Source organism: Aeoliella sp. (genome assembly GCF_965227375.1).
Lineage (GTDB): Bacteria > Planctomycetota > Planctomycetia > Pirellulales > Lacipirellulaceae > Aeoliella.
This window is the reverse complement of record NZ_CBDDFX010000001.1, coordinates 1,096,410-1,111,038: the sequence shown is the minus strand read 5'-3', so window position 1 is coordinate 1,111,038 and position 14,629 is coordinate 1,096,410. Positions and strand designations below refer to the sequence as shown.

The window sequence follows — 14,629 nt, the reverse complement described above, 5'->3', positions numbered from 1 at the left end:
CAGCATGCGTGAGGTGTTCATCAGAGCTGTCGGCGGTTGTGACGACATGCCAACTGCCGCGCGCCAGGCCGCAGCAGACGCTCCCTCGGTGGAAGAATCGCTATTCGACTACTCCTACATCGAGTTTCTCGACCAGCAAATCGAGCTCAATGCTCGGGGCGATGAGTGGTCTGAACGTCTTCGTGAACGAAAGTCGGGGCTTCAGCAGTGGTGCAACACACCATTGATTCATGGGAGAATCGAATGCGGTGCAGACGACTACTCCGTTTACGTCGACCCCGATACGCAAACGGTGGTTTGGTGGGAAGAGTACTCCAATGTGCGATAGTCGACATCCTAACCGCTCCGTAGCGAAGTCGATCACGCGAGTAACTGTCATTTCATAGAACGCCAATAGAACCAGGAGCCACCATGGCCCTTCAACCCAGCCTTACCGACCTGGCAATCCACGCGCTGTTTCACGGATTCGGCGAGCTGCTTGCCACGCATCCAGAGGTGGGGCTATTGATGATGTGAGCTGTCCGGTGAGCTAGGCATGAGTTCGTGGCGGCCACGGCCTATTCCGCCCCGCGATCCTGCGCCTCGTCTGACTCCAGGTCCACATTGCCAGCCACTCCGGCGTCGTCGGGGTGGTGTTTGTAGATCCATCGACTGTCGCGGGCGTCAAGATAATCGACCACTCGTTGGTCCGTGGCGCAAATGGCCACGGTGGGAGTCGTTCGATCTTCATCGAGTGATTGCGGGTCGTAGTACAGATATCCCCAGCCTTGCTCGTGGCCTGACCAACCCATTGAAAAGGGACCGAAGGCAACTTTCAGCGACTCGCCACCGGTTTGATAGGGACCAACGAACGACTCCCCCGTCTCGACTGCAGACGAACTTGGATCCAGCACGCCGGAGCCGTCGGTGCGGTAGTACCACTTGTACTTCAGCGACTCCCCTTTGACGCCCTGCTCCAGTGGCACAAAACAGCCGAACACGTCCCCTTTGCGAACCAACACCACGAAGCCATCAGGGATGGGGCGGCTATCGTCAATGCCAAACGAAACACTCTCTTGCTCCGCCTGCATTTTCCGTTGCTGCTCGACAAAGTCCTCCTTGGTCGCTTGCAGTGCGGCGTAGTCGCGGGCGTCGCGGTACGTGACGTACCGCCGCCAGCTGTACTGCGACACGGGGATCAGCACCGCAATCACGGCGACGCAAACCAGCAGCGTCCGCAGCCGGAACCGTAACATCGAACGCATGGCAACCGCTCATGAGTTGGGAGGAACGTCGACCGTGTACGCACCCCACGCAAATCCCACTGGGCATTCGGTAGTGCGACCCGGCGTATCGTTGTCGCCCCAGATTATAACGGCTACCAAGCCAGTTGGGCGGTTAAAACTTGCGATAGACCCTTCCCATGACCAAGCAACTGAACAAAACCAACAGCCCTGCTGTGCCCGGCTCGGGCACGCGGTGGGCGCGCAAGCGGTAGACGAGCATCTCGTACTCGCCGTACTTGCGGCCGTCGCTCAAGCTGGGCACGAAGTCGTGCGTTACTTCGATCACGTACGTACCGGGTGCGGGGATGGTGACGTCCCACAGGAACGCGTCGCTATCCGTTTCGCGTTCGTCGAACGACACCGCCGAGCCGGTAAACCATGGCACCGGAGCCAGGGCCGCGGCCGGATCCAATAACGCCACCATCGCGTCGAACGTGGGCGACAAGCGGAAGTCGAGGATGTCCGACATCACCTCGATGTGCATGATGTCGCCCGCCTCGGCGTAGAACTCGTAGTAGTCCGACTCGACTCCCTCGGTCGTACCATCGGCCACCTCGATGGAAGCCTCTTCCACGATCACCACGTCGGCAAAAAACTCCGCGTCGCCAAACACCGGATCGCCGGGCAGCGGGTTGGGAATCGGGATGGTCTTCAGTTCCAGCGGCTGCGGATCCGTGGCGAGGTTCGCATCGGCCGAGTCGACGTCGAGATCAAGGAACTCTTCGTGCAGCAGTTTTACCGCCGAACGAGGACCGATGAACAAGTCGGGGTCGAGCAGTTTGGCCGCGCTGAAACCGATGGAGGTGGTGAGCGAATTGAACTCTTTGCTGGAGAGCATGGCCGCCGCCGGGCCAGGAAAAACGGGCACGTAGCCGCTGCCCACAAATGTCGACGGCACGCCTGTGCCGATCGGCAAGTACGAATCGTGGTGGCGCGTGCCGAGCAGGTGCAGCGTTTCGTGCGCAGCGATGTTCACGCTGGCGGGAATGATCTCGGTGGTCGAATCGAACGGCGCGGTGAGCGTGGCCGTTTCGAGCAGCTTGGGAATGTGAATCGAAGCGTCGTCGATTTTCTTCTTATTCTGAAAATCCACATCGCCCGCCCCAGCCAAACCAGAGTTGAAGTACACCTTGGAGAACAAACCGGTCGTTGGTTCCACGTCCGTGAACGCAACCGGATACGGAGCAAACTTCTCGTTCAGGATCGTCACGATGGCGTCACGCTCCGCAGGCGTGTACACGTGATCCTTGCCATCGTCCGAGGTGCCATCGGTGAACGTGTCGAAGTCGAGCACCACGAGTTGAAAAGCAACAGACCGCTGACACGGAAGAAACGCCAAGCCACAGATGACCGCCAGACCGCTCGCAAAGAACTTCAGCCGACAAAGCACTGGTGAGTTGCGCATTAGACCCCTCGCATGAAAAGAAAAGACCCCCCAACCGACCTGCACTTCCAGTAGGTTGTGGAGTCCATTCTATCAGCAACCCATAGGGCCTGCCCGCTACGAGTGGCGAAATGCCGCAGAAAACCCAGCGCATTGCCGCAGGTCCATTGTGTAGACTGGTTTGCGTATCCAGTTTGAGGATGGGACTGGAGTGCCAACGCGATACGAACCCACGGGATTCAATCATGAGCGATGACAACAATCCCTTCGAATCACCCCGCGCCGTCTCCGCTGGCGCAGCGCCCGCCGGGGGCGGTGGCACCTACGCTCCGTGCCCCAGTTGCGCTTCCACCTCGGCCAAGTCGGTCAAGTTCACTTGGTGGGGCGGGGTGGTGGGGGCGAAGATGTTTTCGCACGTCAAATGCCTGGCGTGCGGCGCCGGGTACAACGGCAAGACCGGCAAGTCGAACCTCGTGCCGATCATCATCTACCAGGTGGTTGGCCTGCTGATCGCACTGCTCATCATCTTGGCGATGCGTGGATAGCCCGATGGCTGCGTCCTACTTTCGCTGCAGCTTGCTATCGCTTGTTCGAGGCAACCTTGGTCGCGACTCCGTGCGCTCTGTGCGCTCTGTGGTAAAAACTCCACCCGCTCAGCGATTCAGCAGCGCGTCGGTGTCGATCGAGAAGCTCGGGGTGTCTTCCGTTTCGTACTCGAACGGTTCGTTCCAAGGCATCTCGGCCTCCGAGTGGACGTCGACGCGAGTTTCTTCGCGGACTTCGTCCTGCAGCTTGTGCACCAGACTGGCGATGTACGGATCGGACCACGGCAGCAGGTTGCTCGGCTTCAGGCGCGAGCTACGGCTAGTGGCCAGGCGATCGGACGTGAGCCAATCGTTGTCGACGGGAACCTCAACTACGACAGTACGAATGCGACGAGGAGTGTTCATAACGGTGTGCCTTTTTTCTGGGTGACTAGAAGTCGAGGTGAATAGAAAACCGAAAAGTCCGTGGCACCGATTCGCGCAACTTAAAAAGTTGTAGTGGAGGAGGAGTTCAGGATTGCCCACCTGCGAGACTCGGTAGCACTCGGCTAGTCGTCAGTCGACCAAGGCGAGTGCCGGGTGATCAGGGGTTCCTGCCGGCGGTGAGGTTGGCCCGCTGTGGGCCGGCGATTCCTCGATGCGCTCGACATCGTTCCCCAATCGGCCGAAGTGTTGCTTCGACGGGAAACCCTTAATGCACCTGGCGTGCCAATCGCCATGCAGGCACGCCAAAGTTTTTCGTTTTAGCCGCGCACAGCGGTAAAAGGCTACGAATTGACTGTCTTGCACGTGCAATCATCGCGGAGGAGATCTTTGCAACGTTTACAACCACCTCGCAACCGAGCGCCCGATGAGCGAAGGCTGGTAAACTTTGCGGGCGCGCCGTGGGCGTGTCGCTTCTGTCACTCCCAGCGTAGCGGAGTAGCCGCAACACTGGGCTGAGTGCGGGATAGGTCCTTCTACATCGCCTATGCCGCAGGCATTACGTCTCCCAGCGAACGGTTGCGGCTACGCCGCTACCCTGGAGGAGTATTCGTCGGACGCCCCCTTTCAATCAAACAACCGCATCTGCCCGCTAGCATCTTTCGGCGGGCGGAAGTGCGAAGCATCGAGAGGCTCGGTCTTGCTAGCAAAGCCGAGCTTTTTCGCGAACACTCGGAATGTCTGTTCGATCTGCCGCGCCATTTCGCCTTGGCCACGTTGTCGGGTGGCAAAGTCGCTGCGGTAGAGCTTTCCTTCGCGAGTGGTCCGCACCAAGCTGGCCACCTTCTCTTCTCGGTCGGGATAGAACTTCTCCAGCCAGCCAAAGAACACGTCGACCACCGTGGTGGGCAGTCGCAGCAAGACATAACTGGCCGTGGTCGCGCCCGCTTCGCGGGCGGCCTGCAGGATGGACGGGATTTCGCTATCGTTCAGACCCGGGATCACCGGAGCGACCATCACCTGGGTGGGGATGCCCGCGGCTGTGAGTTTCCGAATCGCCGCTAAGCGTGCTTCGGGCGTGCTGGTGCGGGGCTCCATGGTCCGCGCCAGCGAAGTGTCCAGTGTGGTGATGGAAACCGCCACTTGCGCGGCTCGGAAAGGCACAAGCTCCGTAAGCAGATCGATGTCGCGAGTCACCAGGGCGTTCTTGGTCACAATGCCCATCGGTTGCCGGCATTCCACAGCCACTTCCAGGCACCCCCTCGCCAGGTGGTACTCCCGCTCGACCGACTGATAGCAGTCGGTCACGCCCGACATGGCAATCCAGGTTGGCTGCCAACTGGGCCGTGCCAGCCACTTGCGCAGCAACTGCGGTGCGCGGTGCTTGACCATCACCTTGGTCTCGAAATCCAAGCCGGCGCTCAATCCAAAGTACTCGTGCGTCGGTCGGGCGTAGCAGTAACTGCAGCCATGCGCGCAGCCGCGATAGGGATTGATGCTGTAGCGAAACGGGATGTCGGGGCTGTTGTTCTCCGAGACGATCGATTGCGACTCGTCCGGCAGGTAAACCGTGGCCGGCCGCGCGAGTTGCGCCAGCAGTTCTTCATCGCCCTCCAGGTCGTCCCAGTGCGGCTGGCATTCGACGCGCACGTAGGGATTGGCTGGTTGCGACTGTGCGCCGCGTCCTTTGATGGGCAATCGTGGATCCATGCAGAGCGCTTGATTTGATTAGTCCAAAAGATGTGGAATGTACGATCTCGCCTTGCGATTGCTTCGGTCACTGCAGCATTAGCCACATTGGCTTAGCGAATCGGAAGACCTCTTGCTGTCACGGATTGGGGCGACCTTCGATAAGTGTACTAATGGACACATCGCGATGCAATTGGTACTGCAAAAGCCGAGTGACAAATAAATTTTCAGCCGGCGACAAATTCGCCTTGACCCACACCGCGGCGGTCTGTAATCTCCGCACCATCAGTCGCGTGAAGCGGCTGCCGCTTGATCGGCAGCCACCCCCTGACTGGCGGTTCGATGTTGCGGTTAAACGCCAAAGTCGGTAAACCTCACATCGACCCAAGCGATGTAGTTGCTAGAGTCGTTACGTGTCCCGGAAATCCGAATAGACCAAACAAGTGAATAGGCGTAGTCGCAAACCTGCTACGCTGCTAACATAAAACATCTGACACCAACCGAAAGCATTCTCCCCCCACACGCTTTCTCGGTGTCCGCCCCGAGCGCAGGCGAAATTGCGTCCAATCGCTCCCGGAAGAGTTCGCCGTCCTTTGCCCCCCTGGGACGTAGCTTTTCTGGGAGCTTTTTTATGCGCTCTGCCCAAGTTCAAGCGTGGTTGGACTGTCAGCTACCAGCTTGCAGTCTACTGAGAAAACACGAACTGCCTGGCAGCTTGCTTGTCCCGCGTTGAATCGTGCAACTTCTTTCGACTTCGCGTTGGCACGATGCGCGACTCTCGCTACACTACGCCGCCTCAAAGTGCGGACTGGTCGGTCGTGCTGAATGTGTGCGCGACCAAGGGTCAACTCATAGCGGAGTCACTGGCATGCAAGCCGCCCGACATTCGAATCCGACAAACGACGTTCTAGATACTCATACCCAACTACGCGCAGCGCGCGAGGTGTTGCGGATGGAAGCGGTGGCGGTGTGGAAGCTCTCCACCACCATCAACCACGCATTTACCCACGCCATCGAACTGGTCCGCAACTCCAGCGGCAGTGTGATTGTCACCGGTATGGGCAAGGCCGGTTTGGTGGGGCAGAAGATTGCGGCCACGCTCGCTTCGACTGGCACGCGCAGCCACTTCATGCATCCCGCCGAAGCGTTCCATGGCGACCTGGGGCGCGTTGGCCAGGATGACGTCGTACTAATGCTCACCCAAAGCGGCGAAACCGGCGAGGTGGTGCAGTTGCTTCCCTCGCTGCGCGAAATGCGCGTGCCGGTGATCGCGATTACCGCCAGCGGCGAGTCGAAAGTAGGCCGCGCGGCGACCTGCGTACTCGAACTAGGCGACTTGGAGGAAGCCTGCTCACTGGGCCTCGCGCCCAGCACCAGCACCACGGCCATGCTCGCCCTGGGCGACGCGCTGGCGCTGGTGCTCAGCAAGCTGGCGGGTTTTGCGGCCGAGGACTTCGCGCGGTTCCATCCCGGCGGCAGTCTCGGTTTCAAGCTGAGCAAGGTCGATGACCACATGCGCCCGCTCGAGGAGTGTCGCGTGGCCGAGGACACCAAAACCGTTCGCGAGGTGATCGTCAATTGCAGCCGCCCGGGCCGGCGGAGCGGTGCGGTGATGCTGGTCTCGGAGGCCGGCGAGTTGTCGGGCATCTTCACCGATAGCGATCTCGCGCGGTTGGTCGAATGTCGCGAAGAGCAGGCGCTCGATCGTCCTATCCGCGAAGTGATGACCAAGAGCTGCGCCCGCGTTCAACTCGGCGCCCGCACGGAGCTGGCCATCGAGATCCTGGCCGAGCGAAAAATCAGCGAACTGCCGGTCGTCGACCGGGAAGGCTGCCCAGTGGGCATGATCGACGTGACCGACGTGATGAGCAGCACCGGCAAGCAAGACGAGTCGGACGACCAGCGGCCAACGATTCGCGTATTCCCCAACTCGACCTCCGATCCGAAGAGCCAAGGAGAAGTAGCATGATCATTCTGCGACTTGCGGTTATCACCGCAGCCCTTCCGTCGATCGCGGCGTCGGCAGCGTGGGGACAAGCCTACCAATTCGAAGTCGAAGCCAAACTGTACGAGTTGGATGCCGACGAGCAGTTGCCCGAAGAGATCGAATTCTCCACTATCGGCTCATTCGAGCGGACCGAAATCGAATTTGCTGGACAGGAGCCAGCCTATGGCGAGGACCATTGGGGAAAGACCGAGCTGGCGCGAGACAAGACCGACCTGAAAGGTCCACTGGTGTACTACTACGATGTGCACAAAATCGAGGCGATGAAACAGCGCGTCGCCGAGGCTGATGTGGTCGACGAGAAAGCCAGCTTCCCCGTGCCCCGTTCGTCCGACGCCGCTTGTACTTCATTCTGGATGGGCTGTGGAGGGAGGATCCGGATCTCCTCGCCTCCACCGCGAAAGAGCGATGAAGGACTGACAGTGAAAGCGGTGGAGCAGCCGAAAGCTCGAAGTCGCTACGACGACATGCCCTCGGGTGCCAAGACCGAGGAGAACTGTATTGAAGTGAACTACACCGATAGCGAGTTGTTAGGCGTGGTGCCGTAGTTGCGCGGTCCGACGATGTACCCGTTTCCTATTTTTTGCTGCATGTCTCCGTTCTTATGATCCCTCGCCTTCTTCGCAGCGCTGTTGCCTTGGCCACGTTGATTGTGGTGTACCAGGGGTACGTGTTAACCGTGGCGAAGGTCATCGAGCCACCGCCGCCCAAGAAGACCAGCAGCGGCATCACCAAGGTGGACAAAGAGCAGAGCTATCACGCGTTCGATCGCTATCGCGACGTTCTGACGTCGTACTTTCCCGAGGGGCATTGGACGCTGTCTGATCCCCTGCCGCGGGTGTTGCTACGCGACCGGTTGATGCTGGTGCTCAAGGACTACCGCCGCCACGACGATGGCAGTGTCGATCTGGACGAGTTTGCAGCCCTGCTGCTGCCGGCCGACTGGGAGTTTGGCAGCCCTGCGCCCCGCGATACCGTGATCCTCGAAGCGCCCGGCGGAGCCTATTTGAAGTTTGACGAGGACTTCAATCCAGCGCGCGGCAAAATGGGGCGAATCGTCGGCGGCAGGATTCCAGGAAAAGTGACGATTCGCAGCGCCATGCAGGAGCCGGGGCCCGAGGACGATCTGTACATTGTGACGCGGGACCTGATCATCGCGGACGAAACGAAGATCCGTACCGACGCAGCCGTCGAGGCCCGGCTGGGGCCCCACCGGGGCAGCGGGCGCAAGTTGACAATCGAACTGAACCGCGACCCCCATAAGAAGCAGGGCATCGCCATTAACGGTGTCAAGTCTCTGACGATCATGGAGCAAGTCGAGATGGTGTTGGACGCCGGGGAGACGGACTTTTTTGGCAGCGATGAGCCCGAAGACAAAGTTGCCTCGCGCGTGGTTAACCCCAGCCCGCAACCCATTCGACTTACCTCCGCGACGACACCGCTGGCCGAGTCAAACCTGGTGGAGGTGAAGTGCCAAGGGGCACTATTTATCGATGCGTTAGAGTACGTCGCCAACTTGGAGAAGAAGGTCCGCGTCACCCGCCAACGACTCAACGGCCCCTTCGATCAGCTGGACTGTAATTCGTTGTCCATTCAGTTCTCGGAAATGGACACGGATGGTGTGCCGGTTATTAACGACGATCCCGACTTGGCCCGTCGTCAGCGACAAGCAGTGAAATCGATGCAACCGATCCTGATTACCGCCATTGGCAGCCCGGTGCGCATCGACTCGCCGGTCGAACAAGCCCACCTGGAAGCCAATCGAGTACGGATGAACTTGTACTCGCGGAAGATCACGCTGGACGATACTCGCGAAGCGAAGCTGCAGTATGGACTGAGCGAGTGGCGAGGACAGTCCATCAGCTATCAAATGCCGGAGGAGGACTCTCCTCAGTCAATCGGTAAATTGGAGATATTCGGCCAAGGATGGTTGCGAGCCGTGCCCGACGACAAACGACCCGACCGCGTGGTCGACATCTCGTGGCAGGCGGTGCCCAGCCCCGGTGCGAACGGACCAAAATACTTGCCATCGGTGCATCTCACACGTCGCAACGGCCAACCGGTGCTGATGCTGCTGGGCCAGCCAGTGGTCGATGCACATCGATTGGGTAAGATCACGTCCGCGCGCATGGAAGTCGAACTGCGCGAAGTACCTGCCGACGGCCCCGACGGGCCAGCCTTCGAAGTGAGCAAGGACAAGAAGAAATTGGCCGTGATGCCCGAGCGGTTGCTGGCGGCCGGCGACGTGGTGTTTGCTTCGCCCAAGCTCACCGGCCGAACGCATCAACTGGAAGGCCACTTCCGGCCAGGTCGGCCCGCCGCCGAGGGCGAGTTGCGAGAAGCTTCCGATCGGTTGAATCTCGACCGCGCCGACAGCAACGAACCTACACAGCAGTACGATCTGTCCGCCAACCAAATCCATCTCGACCTGTCTCTGGCCGACAAGTCCGCCGAGCCGACTAACGTGGCGTGCGACGGCTCGGTCGTGTTCCGCGAGTTGCAGGCCAAGCCGGGTGAGCAGCCGTTGGAGGTGCGCGGGCAGCGAATGACCGTTCGCGATGTCGACACCGATGCGAAGATCACCGTTACCGGGCGGCGCGATCCACAACTCGGCGGACCCGGCACGGCGACCATCAACGCCCGCGGCATTACCCTCACTGCCGAGCGTTTGGACGCCGATCAGGCGACTGGGCGATTCTGGAGCAACGGCCCTGGCATGGCCACCATGAATGTCGACGGCGAGATGTTCGGCCAGCCAGCCGGAACCACCAGCACTGTGACGCTCACCTGGCAGACGGGCCTCGACGCTGCGGGGCAACGAATCGTGGCCGAGGGCCGCGTGCTGGCCGAGAGCCAGCAAGGTTGGGTGCAATCCGATCGCATCGTCGCGATGCTCACCAAGCCGGTGAGCTTCGAGCGCGACGCGACCAAGAGCAAGATCGAACTGGCCCGCGTTTCACTCGAAGGCAACGTGGTAGGCGACTACACTGGTCGCGACGAGCGCGGACAAATCTCGCATGAGAACTTCCAGATCGAGCAAATCGCCTACGAGCACCTGTCAGGCAACCTTCAAGGCCGCGGCCCTGGTACGCTGCGATCGGTGCGGCTGTCGACGGGCTCGCTCGGCTTCGCCGATCTGGCCGGCGCTCCCTCGCAACGCGCCCACCCAGAACAGCAAAAGGACGACGAGCCACACCTGCGATACTCGCGGCTCGACTTCTCCGATGGTGTCTCGGGCAACGTGAACCAGCGCGTCGTGCGGTTCCATGGCCGGGTGCGAGGCGTCTACGGTCCCGTGAACACCTGGAAGGAGGAACTGCCGCTCTACGCGCCAGGCCGATTGCCATCCGACACGGTCACGCTGGCGTGCGAAACGCTGGAAGTGAACGAAGACCCGCTCACTCGACCCGTGGAGAAGAACAATCTCGGCATGCTCGAAGTGCGGGCCATGACCAACGTCGAGATCGAAGGGCGGTCGGAGAAAAGCGGTATCTTCCAGGCCGAAGCCGTGATGGCCAGCTATAGCCAGGCGAAGGACCTATTCGTCCTCGAAGGCGACGGACGACAAAACGCAATGATTCGCTCCTGGGATCACCAGGGCCGGGAGGGATTCGGCGGCGGCCGCAGACTCGAGTACAATCGCACCACTGGCGAAAGCAGAGGCGTCGACGTCGCACCGATCGAGCTTCGCCAAGGCCCAACGCGTAACAAGTTGCCAGAACAGTCGCCACGCACCGGACCGATTAGATGAGATGGACGAATGACGAAGTACCCAAATACCCAATGACGGTTTCCGGATTGTCATTGGGTATTTGGGTGTTTGGGTATTTCGTCATTTCTGCCGTCGTTCGCCAAGCAGCCACTCGTAGAACATCGGGTTGTCGTACGTTTGGGTCCACGAGTCGTGCGATGCTTCGGGGTAGACAGTCAAACGAGGATGCCCGCCCGCTTCGCGGATTGCGTCGACGCACTTGATGGAGCTTTCGAGCTTCACCACGGGATCCTTTGCACCGTGGAACGCCCACACCGGTACTTCCACCAGCGCAGCCACATCGTTGGTATTGCCACCACCACAGATTGGCGCCACGGCTGCGAATCGTGTCGGCGCCGCGGCGGCTAAACGCCACGAGCCGAAGCCGCCCATGCTCAAGCCGGTGAGATACACGCGGTCGGTGTCGATCTTCAACTCCGTCTCGAGCTTATCCAACAACGCGAGCAGCTGATCGGCTTGCCAGCCGCGCGGGATGTTGGGTTCGTCGTAACTGCATTGCGGCGAAACAACAATGAATGGAAACTGCCGTCCGGCGGCCGCTTGTTTGGGAGGGCCATGCACGGCTACCTTTTTCAACTGCTCGTCGCTGCCATCGCCGCGCTCGCCCGCTCCGTGCAGGAACAGTACCAGTGGCCAAGCCTTATCGCCGGCCTCGTAGTCCTCGGGCACGTACAACAGGAATGGCACTTCCACCTCGCGCGGCGTATCGCCCTCGACGGTCACCATCAGCCGGGCGGCCACTTGCTCGCCGGGCGAGGGCTCCAGGTCGCCGGCAAGCAACACGGGACAACAGACGAGACAAACAACAAGCGCCAATGATCGCGTAAGCATGGGAGTTTCCTGGGGTCGAATTCTAACACTAGAACTTGGCAGCTCTACGGCCTAAAACACTTATACCACGATCACTCTCTCATTACCTCTTGGGCGACACTATGGCGCGTTACTTCATTGGCATCGATGTCGGCGGCACCACCAGCACCGTGGCAATTGGCGACGCCGAACAACGGATACTGCTGGTTTCGGAACAGTTCGAGACCAACTCGGCCCTCGGTCCTGCTCCGCTGGTGGAAGCGGTGATCGAGGCCGTGCTGGGAGGCGTCGAGAGCCTGGGTGGCAACAGCGACCAGATCGAAGTCGCCACGATCGCCACACCCGGCCCTGCGACGCTCGACGGGGTGCTGCTCAAGACGCCCAATCTCAAATCGGAATACTGGGACCGCTTCAACATCCGTCAGGCGCTCGAGGAAGGCTTCCACGCCCGGAGCATCAACATCCCGGTCCGCTACATTGGCGACGGCCAAGCCGCCGCGCTGGGCGAGTACTCGGTGCGCAGCGGCCACGTGCAGTACGACGCGGTGCAGAGCGAGATCGATACCGACGACAAGCTCCGTTCGCTGTTCATGGTGATCGTCGGCACGGGGCTCGGCGGCGGCGAAGTGCGCGACGGCCACGTGGTGCGTGGACTCGAAGGCCGCGCGGGGCACGCGGGGCACCTGTTGCTGCCCGAGTTCGCGTTCCGCTACGACCACGATCGCAAGTTGCAGGTGGGCAACTCGTGCTCCACGGTCGAGTCGGCCGTGTCGCTTACCGGGCTGACGCACCAACTCAGGTACCGTTTGACGCTCGACGAATGGAGCGATCACCCATTCCAACAGCAGGAAGGCACCGTGCGCGACAAGGCCAAACGTCTCCGCGAGATGGCCACCGCTGGCGACGCCTTGGCGCTGCAACTGTTCGACGACCAGGCCCGGGCACTGGGCATTGCCCTACTCGACATCAACTATCTGGGCGACTACGACCTGGTGGTAATCGGCGGCGGCGTGTGCGACCTGGCGCCGGATGTGCGCGAGCGTTACCGCCTGAACGCCGAAGCCGCCTACCGCGCCCACGCCCTGGACGGTTTCCGCAACCTCGACCGCTTCGAGTTCTCCGCCTGCGGCGACGCAGCCCCCGTGATCGGCGCGCTGGCGCACTGCTACGACTGAGTCGAACGACCAGCAGTACTATGGCCGCCCCGGCCGTAGCCACAGCGAATGGCGTTGGGGTCGGAATGACACCAGTGGCGAAGGCCATGCATCAGTGCTACGGCCGAGGCGGCCATAGTACGCAGCTGCGTCGCTAACGCAGCGACCAGGTGGTGATTTGCATCACTAGCGCACCGATGCCCATGAACACGAAGATCCACATGGCGAACCGCCAGGCGTGGTTGAGGATCTGCGGCACTTCTTCGTGGCGCGTGGCCGCGTAAACCAGGCTCACGCTCACCACCAGCGGCAGCGCGTACCACAGGCGTCCGGTCATCGCGGCCAGTGGCAACAGGTTCATGAGGATTGGCATCATCTTCGCGCGGAGCCTCAGTCGCTGGATGGAGGTTTGTCGGGCTTCTTGTCTTTCGACTTTTCGTCAGGCGGAGGCAAAGCTACCAGAGGCCCCCACCGCGCATCGCAAATCGCCAGCACGTTCATCAGCCCGGCGATCATGGTAAACACCGTTCCCAACTCGAACATGTAGTTCCGATCGTGGTTCCACTGCTGCTGCTCAGTCGCGTGATAAACAACATTGCCTGCGTGGTCTTTGGATTGGAAGTACTTGGACTTCAGTTCCGGGTCGAGTTCCTCATTTCTCCCAATGCCATTGAAGTACTTCACTTGGTCAGGCGTGTAAGGCGGGCGCTCGAAGTTGTCGCCAAACAAATCGATCGGCGGTTGGCCACTCTCCACCCGCCAGGTCTGCACGTAGGCCGGCAGGGCGGCGATTCCCACTGGTAGCTGGCAGTAGTAATGCCACCGCCCAGCGTTCTCGAGAGCCTTGGCGAGTGCCTGCCTGTTGACCCCCATCGGAATAGGTGGTTTGGTGCTCGAAGCGTACACCACGCGCCCGCCGCCCAGGTACATGCCATAGGCGAACGTACCCAGGATGGTGATCATGAACAGCAGCCCCTTGCCGGTCCGCCGCTGGTACAAGTGACCCAGCCCGGGCACCAGCCACGCCAGGAAGGCGGCCAACCGAGCGTCGCGCAAATCGACTTCCGGCACTCCGTCGACGGAGGTCGCGTTGATGTTGGGCGTTTTCTCGGCCATTTCGCTCGTTGGGGACAGTAGGGTCGATCGACAGGACGGTTCTTCGCCCGACCAAACTCCTTATTGTGCCCCAAACGGCCTTTTTTGGCCAGATCGGGCGGAATTCACTGCGATTGGCCTGATCGCTCGATCGTCAGTTCTAGACGGTTTTTGTCGTCTGGGGCAATTTCGGCAATCAGCGGAGTGCTGTCTACCTGAGAATAGGCGAGCGGAACCACGCTGTCCTGCCCATGTTCATGGTCTGAGGGCGCCTGCTGTATTTTCTCGGCTGATGGCAAGTGCTGAACGATCAATACTCGATACTTACCGGCCAGAGCGCCGTCCGTTGCCTCAAAGGTGCCGAGTTGGAACTCGCCGAATGAGTTGATCTTCCCGCGCGCCGAGGGTCCAGAAGACTCCGGTACCAGATTCACGACGCCGTATCGGACGGGAGTGCCATCGTCGAACTGAACCACACCACCAGATG

Annotated in this window: 14 protein-coding genes; 6 read left to right on the top strand and 8 right to left on the bottom strand. The window is 60.5% G+C overall.

The annotated features are described in order from the left end of the window. Nucleotides 1–4 precede the first annotated feature (4 nt). On the top strand, nucleotides 5–328 hold the full coding sequence (locus ACQK2L_RS04615; RefSeq protein WP_425395753.1) for a hypothetical protein: 324 nt from the start codon (nucleotides 5–7) through the stop codon (nucleotides 326–328). 229 nt (nucleotides 329–557) lie between these two features. Here the strand turns inward: ACQK2L_RS04615 and ACQK2L_RS04610 are convergent, their stop codons facing one another. Further along, nucleotides 558–1,244 (bottom strand): hypothetical protein, encoded by a 687-nt coding sequence (locus ACQK2L_RS04610; protein ID WP_425395752.1) that lies wholly within the window; start codon nucleotides 1,242–1,244, stop codon nucleotides 558–560. 133 nt (nucleotides 1,245–1,377) lie between these two features. Continuing rightward, entirely contained in the window at nucleotides 1,378–2,670 is a 1,293-nt protein-coding gene (locus tag ACQK2L_RS04605; RefSeq protein ID WP_425395751.1) for a hypothetical protein, read from the bottom strand. Nucleotides 2,671–2,894: 224 nt separating this feature from the next. Between ACQK2L_RS04605 and ACQK2L_RS04600 the strand changes: the two genes are divergently transcribed. Next, the gene (locus tag ACQK2L_RS04600) at nucleotides 2,895–3,194 is read left to right on the top strand and encodes a hypothetical protein (protein ID WP_425395750.1); all 300 of its coding nucleotides are present in this window, start codon (nucleotides 2,895–2,897) and stop codon (nucleotides 3,192–3,194) included. Nucleotides 3,195–3,302: 108 nt separating this feature from the next. Here ACQK2L_RS04600 and ACQK2L_RS04595 read toward each other — a convergent pair whose 3' ends face one another. Both ACQK2L_RS04595 and ACQK2L_RS04590 read right to left on the bottom strand, forming a co-directional pair. Further along, a complete protein-coding gene (locus tag ACQK2L_RS04595) occupies nucleotides 3,303–3,599 on the bottom strand; it encodes a hypothetical protein (protein ID WP_425395749.1) in 297 nt (98 codons plus the stop codon). A 645-nt stretch (nucleotides 3,600–4,244) separates the two neighbouring features. Further along, nucleotides 4,245–5,327: a PA0069 family radical SAM protein gene (locus tag ACQK2L_RS04590; RefSeq protein WP_425395748.1), complete on the bottom strand. Its 1,083-nt coding sequence runs from the start codon at nucleotides 5,325–5,327 to the stop codon at nucleotides 4,245–4,247. An 847-nt stretch (nucleotides 5,328–6,174) separates the two neighbouring features. Here ACQK2L_RS04590 and ACQK2L_RS04585 point away from each other — a divergent pair. The 3 genes from ACQK2L_RS04585 to ACQK2L_RS04575 are packed head-to-tail and all read left to right on the top strand — an operon-like array spanning nucleotide 6,175 to nucleotide 11,062. Then, the gene (locus tag ACQK2L_RS04585; RefSeq protein WP_425395747.1) at nucleotides 6,175–7,275 is read left to right on the top strand and encodes a KpsF/GutQ family sugar-phosphate isomerase; all 1,101 of its coding nucleotides are present in this window, start codon (nucleotides 6,175–6,177) and stop codon (nucleotides 7,273–7,275) included. After that, entirely contained in the window at nucleotides 7,272–7,859 is a 588-nt protein-coding gene (locus tag ACQK2L_RS04580) for a hypothetical protein (protein WP_425395746.1), read from the top strand. Before ACQK2L_RS04585 ends, ACQK2L_RS04580 begins: the two co-directional genes overlap by 4 nt. A 56-nt stretch (nucleotides 7,860–7,915) precedes the next feature. Beyond that, nucleotides 7,916–11,062 carry a hypothetical protein gene (locus tag ACQK2L_RS04575; RefSeq protein ID WP_425395745.1) on the top strand — a complete coding sequence of 1,049 codons (3,147 nt, stop codon included), beginning with the start codon at nucleotides 7,916–7,918 and terminating at the stop codon, nucleotides 11,060–11,062. Nucleotides 11,063–11,143: 81 nt separating this feature from the next. Here the strand turns inward: ACQK2L_RS04575 and ACQK2L_RS04570 are convergent, their stop codons facing one another. Beyond that, complete coding sequence (locus ACQK2L_RS04570; protein ID WP_425395744.1) at nucleotides 11,144–11,914, bottom strand: dienelactone hydrolase family protein; 771 nt, start codon at nucleotides 11,912–11,914, stop codon at nucleotides 11,144–11,146. 101 nt (nucleotides 11,915–12,015) lie between these two features. On the opposite strand from ACQK2L_RS04570, the gene ACQK2L_RS04565 reads away from it, so the two are divergent. After that, nucleotides 12,016–13,068: an ROK family protein gene (locus ACQK2L_RS04565; RefSeq protein ID WP_425395743.1), complete on the top strand. Its 1,053-nt coding sequence runs from the start codon at nucleotides 12,016–12,018 to the stop codon at nucleotides 13,066–13,068. A gap of 133 nt (nucleotides 13,069–13,201) precedes the next feature. On the opposite strand, the gene ACQK2L_RS04560 is transcribed toward ACQK2L_RS04565, so the two are convergent. The 3 genes from ACQK2L_RS04560 to ACQK2L_RS04550 form a co-directional block, all read right to left on the bottom strand. Further along, a complete protein-coding gene (locus ACQK2L_RS04560; RefSeq protein ID WP_425395742.1) occupies nucleotides 13,202–13,423 on the bottom strand; it encodes a hypothetical protein in 222 nt (73 codons plus the stop codon). A gap of 14 nt (nucleotides 13,424–13,437) precedes the next feature. Further along, complete coding sequence (locus ACQK2L_RS04555) at nucleotides 13,438–14,163, bottom strand: DUF6677 family protein (protein WP_425395741.1); 726 nt, start codon at nucleotides 14,161–14,163, stop codon at nucleotides 13,438–13,440. A gap of 104 nt (nucleotides 14,164–14,267) precedes the next feature. Further along, complete coding sequence (locus ACQK2L_RS04550; RefSeq protein ID WP_425395740.1) at nucleotides 14,268–14,576, bottom strand: hypothetical protein; 309 nt, start codon at nucleotides 14,574–14,576, stop codon at nucleotides 14,268–14,270. Nucleotides 14,577–14,629 lie beyond the last annotated feature (53 nt).